At 30.7% G+C, this 18002-nt stretch carries 13 protein-coding genes; all 13 read right to left on the bottom strand.

The window, feature by feature from the left end; translation table 11 throughout:
• Window positions 1-10: 10 nt before the first annotated feature.
• The 13 genes from CPJCM30710_RS00590 to CPJCM30710_RS00530 all read right to left on the bottom strand — a co-directional run bounded on the left by CPJCM30710_RS00590 (window position 11) and on the right by CPJCM30710_RS00530 (window position 17779).
• Window positions 11-319, bottom strand: a complete 309-nt coding sequence (locus CPJCM30710_RS00590) for a V-type ATP synthase subunit F (RefSeq protein ID WP_212902217.1) — start codon at window positions 317-319, stop codon at window positions 11-13.
• Between the two features lie 14 nt (window positions 320-333).
• Window positions 334-756, bottom strand: coding sequence for an ATP synthase subunit C (locus tag CPJCM30710_RS00585; protein WP_212902216.1), 423 nt, complete (start codon window positions 754-756; stop codon window positions 334-336).
• Window positions 757-846: 90 nt separating this feature from the next.
• Window positions 847-2832, bottom strand: coding sequence for a V-type ATP synthase subunit I (locus tag CPJCM30710_RS00580; RefSeq protein ID WP_212902215.1), 1986 nt, complete (start codon window positions 2830-2832; stop codon window positions 847-849).
• A gap of 15 nt (window positions 2833-2847) precedes the next feature.
• Window positions 2848-3888 carry a V-type ATPase subunit gene (locus tag CPJCM30710_RS00575; protein WP_212902214.1) on the bottom strand — a complete coding sequence of 347 codons (1041 nt, stop codon included), beginning with the start codon at window positions 3886-3888 and terminating at the stop codon, window positions 2848-2850.
• A 103-nt stretch (window positions 3889-3991) separates the two neighbouring features.
• On the bottom strand, window positions 3992-4309 hold the full coding sequence (locus CPJCM30710_RS00570) for a hypothetical protein (RefSeq protein WP_212902213.1): 318 nt from the start codon (window positions 4307-4309) through the stop codon (window positions 3992-3994).
• A 394-nt stretch (window positions 4310-4703) separates the two neighbouring features.
• Window positions 4704-5285: a sugar O-acetyltransferase gene (locus CPJCM30710_RS00565; RefSeq protein WP_212902212.1), complete on the bottom strand. Its 582-nt coding sequence runs from the start codon at window positions 5283-5285 to the stop codon at window positions 4704-4706.
• A gap of 65 nt (window positions 5286-5350) precedes the next feature.
• Complete coding sequence (locus CPJCM30710_RS00560) at window positions 5351-7366, bottom strand: amylo-alpha-1,6-glucosidase (RefSeq protein WP_212902211.1); 2016 nt, start codon at window positions 7364-7366, stop codon at window positions 5351-5353.
• 27 nt (window positions 7367-7393) lie between these two features.
• Window positions 7394-9751: a glycoside hydrolase family 31 protein gene (locus tag CPJCM30710_RS00555; RefSeq protein ID WP_212902210.1), complete on the bottom strand. Its 2358-nt coding sequence runs from the start codon at window positions 9749-9751 to the stop codon at window positions 7394-7396.
• Between the two features lie 329 nt (window positions 9752-10080).
• A complete protein-coding gene (locus CPJCM30710_RS00550) occupies window positions 10081-12435 on the bottom strand; it encodes a sensor histidine kinase (protein WP_212902209.1) in 2355 nt (784 codons plus the stop codon).
• A 340-nt stretch (window positions 12436-12775) separates the two neighbouring features.
• Window positions 12776-14497, bottom strand: a complete 1722-nt coding sequence (locus tag CPJCM30710_RS00545; protein WP_212902208.1) for a glycoside hydrolase family 13 protein — start codon at window positions 14495-14497, stop codon at window positions 12776-12778.
• A 167-nt stretch (window positions 14498-14664) separates the two neighbouring features.
• Window positions 14665-15564 (bottom strand): sugar ABC transporter permease, encoded by a 900-nt coding sequence (locus CPJCM30710_RS00540; protein ID WP_212902207.1) that lies wholly within the window; start codon window positions 15562-15564, stop codon window positions 14665-14667.
• 1 nt (window position 15565) lies between these two features.
• Window positions 15566-16492 carry a carbohydrate ABC transporter permease gene (locus CPJCM30710_RS00535; RefSeq protein WP_212902206.1) on the bottom strand — a complete coding sequence of 309 codons (927 nt, stop codon included), beginning with the start codon at window positions 16490-16492 and terminating at the stop codon, window positions 15566-15568.
• Between the two features lie 63 nt (window positions 16493-16555).
• A complete protein-coding gene (locus CPJCM30710_RS00530) occupies window positions 16556-17779 on the bottom strand; it encodes a sugar ABC transporter substrate-binding protein (RefSeq protein WP_212902205.1) in 1224 nt (407 codons plus the stop codon).
• Window positions 17780-18002: the final 223 nt, after the last annotated feature.

Below are 18002 nucleotides of genomic sequence, written 5' to 3'. Positions count from 1 at the left end.
AATATTCCCCCTAGATTTTTAATCCAACAGCTTCCTTTACATATCCCTCAATATAATCCCTATCCTTGAAGAATCCATGCCGGTCAGGGATTTCAATAATAAGTGGAGTTCCTTTTTTCAACTTCATTTTTTTTATTTTTTCAGGTAATAAAGAAGCTGCCTTCTCAGTTATTAGAATAATTCCTAAGTCTTCTCTTTGTGTAAGTTCATTTAACTTTTCTAGAATCTCTTCTTTATCATGAAGTACTATTCCATCTATTCCTGCCATTCTCATACCAATAAAAGAATCCAAATTATCACTTATAAGAAAACTTCTCATTTTAATCTTCCTTTCTAAAGCCTTGAAAGAATCATAATTGATATTATTAATCCATATATAGCTATTCCTTCACCTAGCCCAACATAGATTAAAGTTTTACCTAATATTTTAGGATCTTCTGAAACCGCTCCTAACGCAGAGGAACCAACAGCCCCTACAGCATATCCTGCACCTATTGTTGCTAATCCTGTAGAAAGCGCAGCTGCTAAATACCCTAATCCTGATGATGATGATAATGAGTCTTCAGCAGCAAGAACTACTGTAGGAATATTAAGGATTAATGCTACTGTTATTATTGGTATAAATATAGATAGATTTATTTTCAATGCTTTTTTCATTTTCTCTTTACCATTAATATCATCTTTCACTCTTTGTATAACTCCATAAGTAAGAGTCGATATTACAACACAAAAGACTAGAAGTAAAATAATAACCATATAACCACCCCTTTAATTACTTTTATTAAAGATATACAGTATTACAGCGCAAAAAATTAAAAATAAAATAATAATCATATAACTACCCCTTTATCTACTTTCACTTTTATTTAAAATATTTGTGCTTACTGGCTGAAAAGGAATACCCTCACCATCATAGTATTTTGAAAATAATTCGTAGTACTGTAGTCTTAAACCTTGAATAAATACTATCAGCCCTTCTAACCCTATTATTATTACATTTCCAATAACAAGAATGATTATAGAACCTACAAAGTTTCTCATCATACTAGCTAAAGCTGAAAAAGCTATGAAGAGCCCCACATGATTTAGTGCAAAAGCACCCACTCTTATAAAGGATAAGGTATTTGAAAACATAGAGAGAACTACTTCAAATATTTCAAATATTCCCTCTATGAAATAATCTTTTGCTCCATCCCTAAACAATGGTCTTTTACCTATTATTAGGTTAGCTAGAGGTTCCCTTAATAGTATTAGTACGAGCATAACAAGTAAAATTACAATTAATTGTGGTAATTGTAAAAAATCTAAATTTAGTAATTTATCTATCACAATTAATAAAGCACTAATATAAAATAAAAAACCTGCAATTCCCTCTTTCCCAAAAACTCCACACTCAATATCTCGTTTTCTTAACCTGTTTATTATCCCTAAAATAAAACCCTGCATCAAAAAAACACATCCAAAAACAACAGCCCATAAAAGTATTAGTGGAATGTTTTCCATAGGTCTTACTAGAACAGCTGGTATGATATCCTCAAATCCAAAAATACTTCCAAATAAAAAGCCAAAAATTATAGAACTAACTCCTAGTCTTGAAAGAATACCACCCAAACTTGGTTGATTTTTTACGTATTTTAACAATATACCAAAAGCAAATATTATGGCCCCTTGACCTATATCACCAAACATTGCTCCAAACATTAATGTATAGGTTATAGCCAAAAATGGTGTAGGATCAATCTCACCATAAGTTGGAATACCATACATTTTTACTAGTGCTTCAAAGGGCCTAAAAAACCAGTTGTTTTTTAGTTTTGTTGGAGGTATCAACAAATTGTTAACTATTTGTTCAGGCTTTTTTGCTATAATTATAGTTTGACTTTTATATGGATCAACTGAATCATTAACACCCTCAATAAAACCTTCTGGCACCCATCCAGAAATAAAGTAGAATTCGTTAGTACATGCAGCATTCCTCTTTATATCTTCAGCTTTACTTTCTATAATAAAAATGTTTTCAAGATCATATATTAGATCATTATTTAAAAGTAAATATTTTCTTATTTCAATATTAATATCATTAATTTTACTATTTATTACTTCTATTTTCCCCTTTAAGTACACACAAACCTCTTCAGGGGTACCATTAAAACTTGAAGATAGCGTTATACTTTCACAATTAGCAGCAATAAAAATTTTTTCTACCTCTGAGTATAATAAGTTAGGTGTAAAAGATAAAAAAATACTAAATTCCTTTTCACTATATACCTCTTTAATAATAGATGGTATATTCTCATAATTCTCTTCAAGCTTCTTCATTGAACTTTTCTTTGTTTTATATAACCCAACAGTAAAATTACTTAGATTAACAAAGTCCTTTACTTCTGCTCTTATCTCCTTTAGAAAACTCATGGTATCTAAAAGCTGTCTACTCTCATCTAACTCTTCTTTCTTTTTTAAAAGAGTCATATGCAAATTATCATATCCCTTATAAACTTCTTCAAGTCTATGATCTGCTTCTTGGATATCGTAATTTATTTTCCGTACATTCACTTTTTTATCTTCTATCACCTTAAGTTCCTTAATAAGTTCTTTACATTTCTTTTCTGATTGTTCATAACTCTCTTTTTTAATAAAAGGTCTAATATAACATATATCAACTAATGCTTCCATATTCTCCTGTGAGGTTTTCAAAAGAAAATTAGATGAATTTATTTCCTGAACAGCATTAATAGGGTGAAAACAACTATTTACAGCTAATCGCCTCGAAGTTCCATCAAAATTTTTCATAGGTCCTACAATATTAATTAAATACATCTTTTCTATAGCCATAAAGGATCACCTCTTTCACAACGAAAAAGAAATATACTTATATATCTCATCAAAAGTCATATTATATCTTTTACTTTCAGCAATGGTAATTATATTCATGATTTCAAGTTTCATAAGCAATAAATAACTAATAACTACAGAAATGTCATTTTTATTTTCTCTTAAGAACCTTTTATATAATTTATATTTAAAAGCCCTTTCTCTTATTTCAATTTCTTCTGAATTTTGATTTGCATAAATCTTATCATAAGGAGATATCCTAATCTTATCTCTAAACTCCTCAAAACTTCTTATGTAGCATAACTCTTTAATGAGACTTTTTCTTATGTTAAATGTAAAAGGTGTAGTAAGATTAAACAACACCTCTGGTGAAATGTTATATATTAATCTTCCTCTAAAAATCCACGATAAGTTTAAAATATCTCCCTCTATACCAATGAACTTTAAAATAACTTCTCTATCCTTGGTATCTAATAACTTAAGAGATCGCTGTATTCTTTCGAAATATAGTAGATCTAACTCAGTTTCTATTCTATATAAATCCTTATGCCCTATATTTTTAATTAAAATTTTAAGTGAGTTATAGTATGGAGTATCTCTTAGTTTTTCTACAAACACTTCTAATTTTTTTGAAGTTATGAGTTCTTTAAGATCCATTGAACTAAGCTTACTACTGGAGGTAAGCATTCTAAAAATCTCTTCACTATTCTTATTAATGGCTTTCCCTCTTAATATTATCTTTAAATCCTCTATCTCCAACCTACGAAAAAACTCCTTAAAGAATCTTCTATATTCCCCATTAAAGTAATGTACTAATTTTTCATATATGAATGTATAATATTTATTTATAGCCACTTCTAGTTCTATTCTGTGAATATTATCCAGATCTAGTGCATTTAAAAGTGATACATAAGAAGTTTCTTCCTTTAGTATCTTAATACATTCCATAAAATTTACAGCATTTAATAACTTTTTATATTGATCTTTTTTAATCATTCTTCCCGTCAGAGCCTTTACCTTTGCATTAATAGCCCCATACTTTACTATATCTCCCATCTAATCACCACCATAAGCGTAATAACAGTAATACATATATTTGCTTATATCTTAACTTAGGATTTTTAAAAAATATTAATAACTGACGATACTTTTTAATTAATTAAGTGTTTAATTTTGTTATCCTCGAAACTACTTCATCCACAATAATCATCTTTCTATTGTTAAATTCATTCTTAATAATACTAAGCTTCTGTTCCCCTTCCGCTCTTATCTTTTTGGCCATTTCTTCGCCCTCTTCCTCCATTCTTTTCAATGTATCAGTGCTTATTACTTTTTTTTCACTATACCAGTGCATCCAAAGCTCATTTATCTCATCCTCTAACTCTTTTTCCTTTTCATTTAGTAATCTTTTAGTATCTTTTCTATAACTTTCCGCACAATTATCAATATTTATAATTTGTTGAATGATAAGTTCCATATAAACCTCCATACTAAGAAAAATAATCATCTTTGTATAAATGTATTATGCCAGCAACTCATTATGCAGTTAATTGAAATTTTTCCATATTTATGACTGGAAATTCATCCTAGTATTATTTTCAAAAATTATAATTTTATACATAAGTTTAATATATTACATTTTTTTGTTATTTAAATTTTAATTTTGTTAATACACAATATTCCGAAAGAGTAACACAAGGGCTGTCCCAAAAGCATTTCATGCTTTTGGGACAGCCCAATTAGTTATTAGTGTATACTTCCCTAGTGATGCTGGAACTAAAATACTATTATTTTTGTTAATTTCTGCTTCCATCTTATTCTAGTGATTAATATTGTTTATACCTGCTATCAATTTGTTTATATCCATAACTTTACCCTAAAAAACCAGTTCTATCTGCTTCAGTAATGGCTCTTAATACTCTACATGGATTACCTGCTGCAACAACATTATCTGGAATATCTTTTGTAACAACACTACCAGAACCAATGATAGTATTATTTCCTATTGTTACGCCTTGGTTTATATTAACTCCACCACCGATCCAAACATTATTTCCAATGGTTACAGGTTTTGCATAACATCCACCAGCAGCACGTTCCTCAGCTATAGTCGCATGGTTAGCTAGATAAATACCAACTCTTGGTCCGAACAATACATTATCACCAATAATCACTTTAGCACAATCTAAAATAATACAGTCAAAGTTTGCAAAAAAATTATCTCCTATGGTGATATTAAAGCCAAATTCACAGCGAAAGTTTGGCTCAAAATGTGTACTTTTACCATGATTCTCTAAAAGTTGGTCTAAGATTTTTATTCGTTCTTCCGTTGGTTGTCCAAAACTTTGATTATACTGATTAGTTAATAAAAGTGCGCGTTTTCTTGCTTCAATCAATTCTTTTGAATAATCATTATACATTTTACTTGCACACATTTTTTCTCTCAAATTCATTGTTTTACTCCTCCCAATGGTTTTTATTATGAAAATAAAAAGATATATATATTGAGCTCAAAAAACTACTCACAATATGGTAGGACATCTACAGTATAAGCTCTTAATACCTCAGCAACACTCCAAGCCTGAGTAAAGCACCCTCTACTTGTTGAAGTAAATTCTCCATCAAAAATCTCAGCTATACCATTTATACATCCATCACTCATATGGTCTTCAAAAACTTCACACATTTCTTTTGCCCTAGCTATAGCTTCAGTTGAATGGTCATTTACTTTACAATATGCTGATATAAATGCTCCTATTGGATACACCCAAGTTGTTCCCATATGGTATGCACAATCTCTATCAAATAGCTTACCTATATATTGTTTCTTGAAACCTATATCTTTAAATGTTAATGACCTTAATCCATAAGTAGAATATAGTTCCTTATACACTTTATCTACTATCTTTTTTTCCTTAAGTCTATCTAACATTGTAAATGGAAGAGAAACAGCCCAAATCTGATTAGGTCTTATTTTAGAATCATTTTCATCAACTACATCAAATAAACATTCCTCTTTTTCATTCCAAAACTTATTATTAAAAGACTTCTTAACCTTAATAGATAATTCTTCATAGAGGCTATAATCCTTACTAAATTTCTTTGATAAGTCCTTCATAATACAAAGTGCATTATACCATAACGCATTTACCTCAACAGGTTTTCCATGTCTTGGAGTAACTACAAAATCTCCTACCCTAACATCCATCCAAGTTACTTGATCTAATCCTCCACCTGCATGTACTAATCCATCTTCATCCATACCTATTGAGAAATCAGTACTTGTTGCATAAGCTTTTATGATTTCAATCATCTTTTCATATAACTTTTCTTCAACAAAACTATAATCTTCTTGCTGACCAGTGTACTTAAGATATTGGTATACTGCATGTATATACCAAAGAGAAGCATCCACAGTATTATATTGTGGCTCTGAACCCTTATCTGGAAATACATTAGGAACAAGACCCTTCTTAATGTATTTAACGAATGACTCTAATATCTCTCTTGCATCATCAAACCTCTTAGTGCATAGGGTTAACCCTTCAAAAGCAATCATTGTATCACGTCCCCAATCAGTAAACCAAGGAAAACCTGCAAGTACTGTCTTTAAACCAGTACTTTTACGATTTACGATAAAATGATCTGCTGCTTTTGCTAAGTTTAATGCTAAAGGATTTTTATAACCTGATTGTTCCATAAGCTTATTAGCCCTGTTTTTATACTCCTCAATAATTGCAAATCCATCCTTTTCATTAAGTTCTTCCACTGTACATTTAATATAAAACTTCTTTCTTTCAAAGGATTGTAACTCTATTTGTATGTCATAAGGAGTATAATGATTATCTAATCCTAAAGATCCATTTCTATTATCAAAACCATAATAATGATTATCTTCTATCAAATAATTAGGTGTTGCCATGCTAGTTGGACGAAGTGCCCTATCAACAAATTCCCCTTCAGATGCAAAAAGATTTATAGTTATATCCTTTTTGAAATGTGGAACTAGTTTCAATACATTGTCGTTAAGATCTAAATCAAAATTTAACTTACTTCTTTCTGTTGTTTCGCCTGCATATCTAAAGTTTAGCAAAGGTACTACATTTAATTTTGATGGTTTGTTACCATTCTTAACTTCATAACATACAACCACTGTATTATGACCATATTCCATGGATATAGTTTTCTTAATATTAATATCTTCTACCTGATAAATATACTGAGGAACAGAATCAAAAATAAATCTTTGGAGATATTGTTGACCATTTTTAGCATAATTAACATACTGTTGTGAAGTTAAATCATATTCCCTGTCATCAACAATTATTTGCTCTTGTGTTCTTGTAAGCACTACATATCTTTCAACTGGAGGATTCATTGCTGCAATTAAATATCCGTGAAAGGATCTGAATCCCCCACCTACGATGGTATGTCCAGAATATCCACCAATACCATTTCCTATCAGCCACTCTTTTTCATTTCCTTCTTCAATTGTCCTCCAATTTCCTCTACCTAACTTGTATGCAAGCTCCACTTTTCTTCCTCCTATCTAATCCAAGTTTTATTTTATAACTAATATCCCCTCTTCTGCTTTAATTGAGAACTCAACTACATGTTTCTTTGTTTCATATGCTATATCTTTACCGTTGAATTTTACATCCTTTATTTCAGTGCTATTTATTAGTATTCTAAAAGTGCTATAGCCCTTTTCATATTCTAAGTGTGGTGTCTTTATCTCTAGAGTTACTCCGTTACCTTCCTTCATTGTAAAATCATATAAATTATACTTTCCACTTTTATAATTGAAGCTTTCTCCATCGTCTAAGTAATGTGTATAGTGTCCATTACCTGGATATATATCAATGGTTAGTTCTTCTATTTCCTTCTCACCAACATAGTTTTGCACTGGATAGTTAGGAATAATACTTCCAACCTTAATATATATAGGACATAGATCTAGTGGAGCCTCTTTTAATATTGTTCTGCCACCTTCTAATTCTTCCTTTGTCCAATAGTCTATCCATTTACCCTTTGGAAGATATATCGCTCTACTTCTCTTGCCTTGTTCAACAACTGGAGCTACAAGTATATTCTTACCAACTAAGAATTCATCATTAATTTCATGTACCTTATCATCATCACTATAATGAAGCACTAGTGGTCTCATAACGGGCAATCCAGTAGTTTCTCCCTGCCATAATAAGTCATATAAATATGGTAGTAGCTTATATCTTAGCTTAATGTATTTTCTATTTATATTTAATGTTTCTTCATCAAAAGCCCAGGGTTCTTGATCTCTTGTGAGCATAGAAGAGTGATTTCTGAATAGAGGGGAGAAGCATCCTACCTGTACCCATCTAGATAAGAGCTCAGGAGTACAATCAAAACTAAAACCACCAACATCTACCCCTGCAAAGGATATACCACTGAGTCCTAAGTTACAAAGCATAGGTATAGACATTCTTAAATGCTCCCAAAAGCTTTGATTATCGCCTGTCCATACTGTTGAGTACTTTTGTGAACCTGCATAGCAAGCTCTTGTTATTACAAAAGGACGTTTATTTGTATGTTTCTTTAAGCCCTCGAAGGTTGCTTTTGACATAAGATGTCCATATACATTGTGAATTTCTGTATGATCTCCACCCCTACCTTCATTTCTAAACTGAACATCATCTGGTAGTGGTCCATTAAAACTAGCTGGTTCATTCATATCATTCCATATTCCACTAACACCCGTATCAACCATTATCTTTTGATTTTCTGCCCACCATGCTCTAACCTTACTATCAGAGAAATCTGGGAATACTGAATCCCCTGGCCATACTTTATTAACATAAGTTATTCCATCTTTATCTACAGCAAAATAGTTATTTTTTAATCCTTCTTCATAAATATCATAACCCGATTCTTTCTTAACTCCTGGATCTATGATAGTTACTACTTTAAAGCCATTATCTTTTAAATCTTTTAGTAACTTTGTTGGCTCTGGGAATTTTTCTTTATCCCATGTAAAAACCTTAAAAGCATCCATGTAGTCAATATCTAAATGAAGAACATCACAAGGTATATCCTTATTTCTAAAATTATTTGCTACTTCTCTTATCCTACTCTCTGGAGTATAAGACCATCTACATTGTTGATACCCTAGTGTCCATTTTTGTGGTAATGGTGTTTTTCCTGTTAGATAGGTATATCCATTAACAACTTCAGCCATGTCTATACCGGTTATAAAATAATAATCTAAGTTTCCGTCATCAGAACCAAAGTAATAATAGTTACTATTTTCTTTTCCCATATCAAAGTAAGTCTTAAAGTTATTATCAAGGAAAATACCAAAAGTATATTTTTCTCTTAAGGTTATAAAGAAAGGTATTGATTTATAAAGAGATTTATAAGATTCTACATGTGGAGATGGATCATCGGTATTCCACATTTCATAGTTATATCCCCTCTTATTTAAGTGACCTGTTTTATCTCCAAGTCCATAAAACTTTTCATCCCCATATATTTTCTTTATAACTTGTATTTTATGATTATCAGTATTCTTTTCAACCTTATGACCTTCTTCCTCTGCAATAGAACCGCAACCTCTCCTTATGAAAGAGTCTCTTTCTCCTCTATAATCTTCACATAAAATTTCTAAGGACTTATTATAGAAATCTACCTTAAATTCATCATAAATCTTCACTATTAATTCATCAGTAATAACTTCTATATATTTATCTTTTTTATCTACAGTAAAATTGCATTTTACTATTTCAAGATCTTCTATTGCTCTTGAAAAATGGTCTTGATATTTAAATGAAGAAAAAACGTTTACTATATTAGGCGTTATTACTTCAATTTTCCCAACTCTATGTTCAAAGTTAATTCTCACTTTATTATCATGATGTTCATATGAAATAATTTTACCAAACATTACTTTACCCTCCCTAAAGCATTTTATAATATTAACTTCTAATTTATTGAATTTTAGTATTATAATAACATTATATCTACATTTAAAATTAAGAACTTGCGTTATTTTATCTAAAAATAACATTATTTTGACCAAAATAGTAAGAATGATGTAAATATGCACAATAATAACTTATAAAGAAAAAATATTTCACGGTAATGCTATGTTTCCATTAAATATTTACTCTCATATAGCTCCTAATTTAGTTACCTGATAAAAAAATTTAAGGAGTACAAAAATTGCACTCCCTCTAAATATTAAGAAACTAAAATTCTCTATGATACTGTTTGCTAATTATATATATCAGAAAACTCTATTTTAATCCTTTCTACCTTATCTTCACTTGTATAGATGTTAAATTCAGTAGAGTTTTCATCCTCATGTATCAATCTTACAGGAATCTCTATTCTAAACTCGCTTCCTTTATCCGGAATACTTTCTAATTCAATAGTTCCATTATGGATGACTACTAATTCCTTAACTAATGAAAGACCTATTCCACTTCCTTCTCTATTTCTAGATAAAGACTTGTCCACCTGAACGAATTTTTCAAATATTGAAGATTGCTTCTCAATAGGTATTCCTATCCCAGTATCTTTAACAGATATTACTATACTATTTACCTTATCATATATATTAACTTCTATACTTCCACCACTACGAGTAAATTTTATAGAGTTTGATAATAGATTAAGTATGATTCTTTCCATGGCATCTGGATCAAAAGCCATAATTTTTTCTTCTATTTCTGTATCAAAAGTAATAGAAATACCTTTGCTTTCAACATAATCAACAACTGATAATACAATATTTTCAACGATATTTACTATATCCCTATTTTGATGATGTGTAAAAAAATGTCCTGCATCAATCTTTGTTATATCAATAAGATTACCTATAATTCTAAGCAGTCTATAGCAGTTTTGTCTCATTATAGTTATATACTTTTCTACGCTCTCTTGTTCTTCCCTAAATACATTAGTTTTCAATTCTATAATTTGAAGAGCACTAAAAATTAAATTTAATGGTGTTCTCAGTTCATGAGAAATATTAGAGAAGAAATTAGTTTTTAACTTATCATAGTGCATCATTTCTTGAATAAGCTTTGAATTTTCTTCATTGTTCTTATGATCTGTAATATCAAGTCCAAATAAAACTAATCCTCTACGGGTTCCATCATCATTAAATAGAGGTATTCTTAATGTATCATAAAATCTATCAATGTTCTCTTTTTTATCTGGTATAACTTCTTCACTTCTATACATAGTGCCACATTTCCATGCTTCCTCATCTTGATCCATCCAACTTTCCAGTACATACTTTGCATCAACTGATGAATTGGTTAACTCATCAACACTTTTATTTTCAAAATCCTTTTCGCTAATATCTAATAAGTTTAAAACTGTATTATTTGCCTTAAGAAACTTCCCCTCGGGACTTCTCATGTAGATTATATTCGGAGTGGAATCCATTACTGTATATAACACACTCTCACTATCAGATAATAATCTTTCAGCAAGTCTACGTCTATATATATTAATAATTACAAAAGATATTGCTAGAACAATAACAAATATAATACCAGTTATTAAATACAAAACTTGCGTTTTAGATATATTATAAAATTTAGAAGGCTGATTGACTATCTGTGACCCTTTAGGTAAAGCTTTTAAGTTAATATGAAATTGTTTTAATTTATCATAATTAAATACATAGTTATGAGACAAATCTTCAGTAACAGGAATATCCGAGGGTTTCTCACCATCTAATACTCTTAAAGCTAATTGACTTACTTCTTTTCCTAAGTTAGTACCATTTGTAATCATTCCCCCAACACTTTCTCTGTTAAGTTGTATGTAGTATTTAGAATAAACAGGTATGTTAATATCTTTAAATAGAAAATCTGTACTTTTCTGAATAGAGATGTCTTGACCTTTATCATCCTTAAATGTTTTACTAAAATAAATAACAGTATCTTTAGGTAGATTATTTATTTTTTCTTTAGCTTCTAGAATATTATCCACATCAGAAAACACTATGTTAACTTTATCTTTATATAAAGTAGATGCCCATTTCATGGATTCTTCATGATCATCAATTACAAATATTTGTTTAGTATTAGGATGAAGCTTCAAAGAAATATCTAAAGTGCGTTCAGTATCATGACTCTTTACTATCCCAGTAAAAAGGGGGTGCTCACTAATAATAGACTTATTAAATGTATATACACCACTGAATACAACAGGAGTATTGGCAAATAACTTATCTCCATACTGTAGCAAAAAATTAAATGCATTATCATCTAGACTAATTACAACATCGAATTTAGTATTTGTAAAATTATGTTGGTATAGCTCATAATATTGTGGCCAAGCTTTATATCCTAAACCCATATATTCCATTTTTACATTTATATTTTTTTTACTATCTATAAACTTAGAATTTATAGAAGATATAATTTCATCAGTCCATTGTCTTGATTCATTTCCAGATAAAATAGCACTTTCATTTCCATAGGAACTTAAAATCAGTACATTTTTCCTATCTTCACCTACGGCATAAACAGATTTTTGAAAGAAAAAAAAGAATATACTAGAAAATATAAAAAAAATACTGCATTGTTGTGTGCGTTTATTATGCTTCATAAATTAAGCCTCCTAAGAAAGATATCGTACTGCAACTAAAATTGTATATTTTGCTATAACTTTTAATTATATAAGATATTCTAAAAACACTCCTTGTAAGTGCTACATTTTTATACAATTCTACATTTATATAAAAAAACCTTCTATTTTACCCATTGTTTGAAAAAACTAATAGTATTTATAGATTATTACTATTAGTTTATTAATCTTTGAGATTTAGTTAATAATCCTGTACAAACTATAAGAGATATCTTATATAACTTGACGATTCTATAATTCCCTATACAGCGAAAAAGGTAACTTGAATTAGTAGTTATAACTAATTCAAGCTACCATTGATTTATTTGATTTTTAAAGCTTTAAAAGACATCGGATTTAACTCAATTCTTCCATCAACTATTTCTTCTTCTTCTTCAAATATATTAAATACAGTTCCTTTGATGTCAGTGACATAGTTAAAGCTATCATCACTATTATTTATAAGTATAAGAACTTCTTCGTCCTTATGCTTTCTTACAAATCCAAGAACCATCTCTTTTTTATAAACATTAGTATACTCCCCATACACTAATGTCTTATATTTTTTTCTCATTATATTCATCTTTTTATAAAAATCTAGAAGTTCCTTATCTTGTTTATCCTCTTCCCAAATCATACATCTTCTACATTCTGGATCTTTTCCACCTGCTAGTCCTATCTCATCCCCATAGTATATATATGGAACACCAATATAAGTGTATTGAAGTACTATGGCAAGCTTCATTTTTTCCTTATCATCTTCACACTCAGTTAAAAATCTAGGGGTATCATGACTATCTATTAGATTTAAAAGCTGTCTATTTACTGAATTCATGTATGATGATCTATTTTCTGCTAATATATGATCTAACTCTTCAGCAGTTATATTTCTTCTTGCAAAAAAGTCTAAACAACACTCTCTAAATGGGTAGTTCATTATTGAATCGAGCTGATCTCCTTTTAAGAAAGAACCTGATTCGTGCGCTATTTCACCTATAATGAAGGCATCTTTATTGGCCTTCTTAACTGTTTTTTTAAACTCTCTCCAAAATACATGGTCAACCTCATCACAAACGTCTAATCTCCATCCATCTATTCCGATTTCTTCTATCCAATACTTCGCTATCTTTAGAAGGTACTTTTTAACCTTTGAGTTCTTTGTGTTTAATTTGGGCATATTTGCTACATTGTCTGCAAATGTAATATAGTTAACCTTCTCAGTATCTACTGGATAAGAATTAATAAAATACCAATCCTTATATTTTGACTTTTTACCTTTATCTATAACATCTTCAAATGCAAAGAAATCCTTTCCTGAATGATTAAATACAGCATCAAGTATTACCTTTATACCTGCATCATGACACCTCTTTATAAGCTCTCTTAATTTTTCATTATCCCCAAAGTGCGGATCAACTTCATAATAGCTTTTGGTATCATATTTATGGTTTGACTTTGACATAAATATTGGAGTCATGTAAATCATAGTTACTCCAAGATCCTTTAAGTAGTTCACCTTATTAATGATTCCTTGAATGTCCCCTCCAAACATAGTCTTTTCAGTTACTTCTTCCCCCCAAGGAAGAGTACCATCTGGGTCATTGCTTTTATCTCCATTACAAAACCTATCTGGGAATATTTGATATATTATACCTTCCTGAGCCCAATTGACTTCATCATAAATATCTGCTAAACAAAGGTAAGGAAATTGGAATGCATTTGGTTCCTCTGGCCTTTCAGTTACTAAACCTCTTTCATTTAGATAACATATACTTTCATCATTGTCTTCAAGTTCAAAAAAATATCTAAATCTCTTTTCTTCTACTTCTATTCTGCATTCGTAGTAATCAAAAAGATTAGATGTATTTACTAATTCTAATTCTTTTACTTCAAACTCTGTTTTCCAATCATATCTATCCTTATAATAAATCTTACAGCTTTTTAAGTCACCCTTAGCTGCTCTTAATCTTAAAGCTAAAGTCTTTTCTCCTATACCATATGTATATGGTGCTTCTTTTATATGATAAATTGCATGCTTATTCATAACTATATTACCCCCATTAAAACTTTGGGAACTCAACTACTTATGGAAACTAAAATTATATAATTTCCTAACTTAAGTCCCTATTTTTTCTTTATTTGCTGTTATTTCAATAAGTGAAATCTTATTGAAAATGAATAGGCTCAATGCCTATTCATTTTTATTTTTTATTAACCCTTAACTGATCCTGCAGTAAGTCCCTTAGCAATACACTTCTGTAATCCCATAAATACTGCCATTATTGGAAGCGAAGCCATTATGGATGCAGCGGAGAATTGTGTCCAGTTTGCTGAAAACTTGTTATTTATGAAACTTCTAAGTCCCGTTGCAACCGTTTGAGTTCCTGGGTCTTTCATCAACGCTGAAGTAAATATAAAGTCTGAATATGTTCCAATAAATGTAAATAAAAATATTACTACAAGCATTGACCTAGTTAATGGTAGGATTATTCTAATAAACATCTGCCATGTTGTAGCTCCATCAACATATGCTGATTCGTCTAAATCTTTTGGAATTCCATCAATGTATCCCTTTACAAGCCATACATTATATGCTGAACCACCACACATTAATAATACTAATGACCATAACTTATCCATAAAACCAAGATTGTATGCTATACCAAGTATAGCTGGTAAAGCCATTGTTGCAGGGAACATTTGAAGTATTAGTAGGAACATCAATCCATTCTTTCTTCCTTTAAATCTTAGTCTTGAAAATGCAAATGCTGCTGGTAATGTTACTATTAGCTGAATAGTGGCTACTGAAAAACAAAGAACCATTGAATTCTTCATCCATATTAAGAAATCTGTTTCTTTTATAACCTTAATATAGTTTTCCAATGTCCAACGCTGTGGAAAAAATGATGTTTGTACAAAGGCATCTCCAGGTGCCATAGATGCTGAAAGTACAGCAATTATTGGCACAAGAGTAAGTACTGTTACAATCCATATAAATATTCTACCAAGCCATAGATTTCTTATTTCAGATGGTCTTAGCTTTTTCTTATACTTAGATGACACATCACTTTTAGACTTTATCTTTATCTTTCCTATGCTTATCTCTGCCATACTATTCAACCTCCTTAAACTGACCTGAAGACTTCATTTGTACTAATGAGATTGTTCCTATAAGTAAGAACATCATTATTGATAAAGCTGAACCTATATCATACCTACCAAACTGCATTGCTAACTTATATGTTGTTGATGCAAGTATATCAGTATATCCAGCAAATTGAGTATCTAATTTTGCAGGACCTCCTCCTGTGATTAGGAATGCTGAACCAAAATTGTTAAAATTGAATGCAAATGATGAAATTAATAGTGGATAAGCTGTTCTTGCAAGTGAAGGTAATGTAATCTTAACAAATTGTACCCACTTGCTAGCACCATCAACCTCAGCAGCTTCATATTGATCCTCTGAAATTGCTGATATAGCTCCTATACAAACGTTCATCATATATGGAAAACCTAGCCATATATTAACAATAATTATAGCTGTTCTTGCATACCATGGATCTGTAAGCCATTGAATTGGTTCTTTTATTAAATGTAAATTTATAAGAAATGTATTTATTGCACCGTAGTCAGTATTTAATAGTCCTTGCCATGAAAGTATAGCAATTGTTACTGGAAGTGCCCATGGAATAATCAATATACCTTTATATAAAAATGCTTCCTTCATATTTTTATTGGAAAGAACAAGTGCAACTATCAAACCTACAAAAAATGTACCAAAAGTTGAAAGTAATGCAAACGCAAACGTCCATCCGAATACTGGAAAGAAAACTTCTTTAAATGGACCTGTTAGTATCTCAATAAAATTTGCTAATCCAACGAATTTATAGTTTTCATTAAACATTGTATAGTCAGTAAAAGCAATGTAAATCGTATATAATATCGGAATTAATGTAAATATAGTTATTGTAATAAGCGCTGGCATTAGGTATCCGTATGTTTTTAAACCTAAAGTTTTATTTCTTTTTATTTGTTCCATAACTAACCCTCCTCTATATTTTTAAATAATGGGGGTAGCTATTCTCCTCCCCCCATTAGGTAGTTACTTTTGTTGTGCTATACTTTGCTTGATTTGTTCAACTGTAGTATCAGCAGCCTTCTTAGCATCTACCTTATTTGCAGTTAATAGAGTTAGATTAGCTCCACCAGGTCCCCACATAGTTTGAACTTCTGGAATGTTTGGCATTGGTTCAGCATTTTTAGCTTGTTCTGCGAATTGTGCTGAGTATTTATTCTTTTTAAATGCATCACTGTCTAGAGCTGATTTCAATACTGGTATTCTATTACCAACATTAATTAATATTGGAGATGATTTTTCATTTAGGTGCTTCATTAAATCCCATGCTTGATCTTGATTCTTAGATTTTGAACTTACAAAGGCAGCTTGTACACCCATGAATGATGGACATGGTTTTCCATCTATGGTTGGAAGTGGAGCTACTGCAAATGGCACTTTAGCATCCTCAAATCCCTTAACATCCCATGAACCTGAAATGTATAAACCAATCTTCTGAGCTTGGAATTCTCCCTTAGCTCCATCTCCCTTTATGTCTGCATTCATAAATTTGTTCTTCACTACTAAATCTTGAATGAATTGATATCCCTTAACTGCTCCTTCGTTGTTTAATCCGATATCCTTAGGATCTAGTGTTCCATTGTTATTTTTAAATACGTATCCACCGTTACCTGCTAAGAAACCATATGAGAAGTAGAAGTTATTTACATCGTACTTAAATCCAACTTCCTTAGCCTTAGCAACTAAATCATCTAATGTCTTTGGAGCTTCTTTAACTTTTTCAGTGTTATAGAATAATGCATACGTTTCCATTGATAATGGAACAGCATACTTGTTCCCTACTAATGTTACAGCATCCATAACTGACTTTGAAACGTACTTGCTCTCATCTATTACTCCGCTTGGTACCTTAGCTAATAATCCAGCCTTTTGGAATGTACCTAAGTTATCATGCGCTATACCATACATAACATCTGGACCCTTTGAGCTTTGTGCAGCTTGAATGTAAGCTTGCATGTCTCCTTTATCCGCTACAACTTTTACTTTATTATTAGTTTTTTTTGCCCATTCTTGAGCCAGCTTGTCTAACTCCTTAACTTCTGGGTCAGTTAAGTGCGACCATACTACTATTTCCTTACCACTTTTTCCGTCTCCACCTTTACTTTCTTCCTTCTTCCCACATGCAACAAATGCAGTTGAAAGAACTAAAGCTGACATCATAGTTGCTAATATTTTTACACGTTTATTCATTTCCATTCCCCTCTCTTAAATATATTGCACTTTAGTGCAAACGTTTGAACAACCCTTGGCTTTATTATATACCTTTATACATAAGCAATCAATACGTTTTCATAAAATATTTTTTTCTATTCATAAATAACTTTTTCATGTAAATTTCATGCATGTTTCCCTTGTTGCGAACCTTTTCAATGCAAATGCATGCACCAAAAGACCACCAGCATGTTATCTGCTG

Source organism: Clostridium polyendosporum, from assembly GCF_018332455.1.
Lineage (GTDB): Bacteria > Bacillota > Clostridia > Clostridiales > Clostridiaceae > Clostridium_AY > Clostridium_AY polyendosporum.
This window is presented reverse-complemented; position numbering and strand designations above follow the sequence as displayed.

What these genes read in the sequence shown, in the direction of transcription:
- CPJCM30710_RS00590 (WP_212902217.1), bottom strand. Translation starts at nt 319, where the DNA reads ATGAGAAGTTTTCTTATAAGTGATAATTTGGATTCTTTTATTGGTATG.
- CPJCM30710_RS00585 (WP_212902216.1), bottom strand. Translation starts at nt 756, where the DNA reads ATGGTTATTATTTTACTTCTAGTCTTTTGTGTTGTAATATCGACTCTT.
- CPJCM30710_RS00580 (WP_212902215.1), bottom strand. Translation starts at nt 2,832, where the DNA reads ATGGCTATAGAAAAGATGTATTTAATTAATATTGTAGGACCTATGAAA.
- CPJCM30710_RS00575 (WP_212902214.1), bottom strand. Translation starts at nt 3,888, where the DNA reads ATGGGAGATATAGTAAAGTATGGGGCTATTAATGCAAAGGTAAAGGCT.
- CPJCM30710_RS00570 (WP_212902213.1), bottom strand. Translation starts at nt 4,309, where the DNA reads ATGGAACTTATCATTCAACAAATTATAAATATTGATAATTGTGCGGAA.
- CPJCM30710_RS00565 (WP_212902212.1), bottom strand. Translation starts at nt 5,285, where the DNA reads ATGAATTTGAGAGAAAAAATGTGTGCAAGTAAAATGTATAATGATTAT.
- CPJCM30710_RS00555 (WP_212902210.1), bottom strand. Translation starts at nt 9,751, where the DNA reads ATGTTTGGTAAAATTATTTCATATGAACATCATGATAATAAAGTGAGA.
- CPJCM30710_RS00550 (WP_212902209.1), bottom strand. Translation starts at nt 12,435, where the DNA reads ATGAAGCATAATAAACGCACACAACAATGCAGTATTTTTTTTATATTT.
- CPJCM30710_RS00545 (WP_212902208.1), bottom strand. Translation starts at nt 14,497, where the DNA reads ATGAATAAGCATGCAATTTATCATATAAAAGAAGCACCATATACATAT.
- CPJCM30710_RS00540 (WP_212902207.1), bottom strand. Translation starts at nt 15,564, where the DNA reads ATGGCAGAGATAAGCATAGGAAAGATAAAGATAAAGTCTAAAAGTGAT.
- CPJCM30710_RS00535 (WP_212902206.1), bottom strand. Translation starts at nt 16,492, where the DNA reads ATGGAACAAATAAAAAGAAATAAAACTTTAGGTTTAAAAACATACGGA.
- CPJCM30710_RS00530 (WP_212902205.1), bottom strand. Translation starts at nt 17,779, where the DNA reads ATGAATAAACGTGTAAAAATATTAGCAACTATGATGTCAGCTTTAGTT.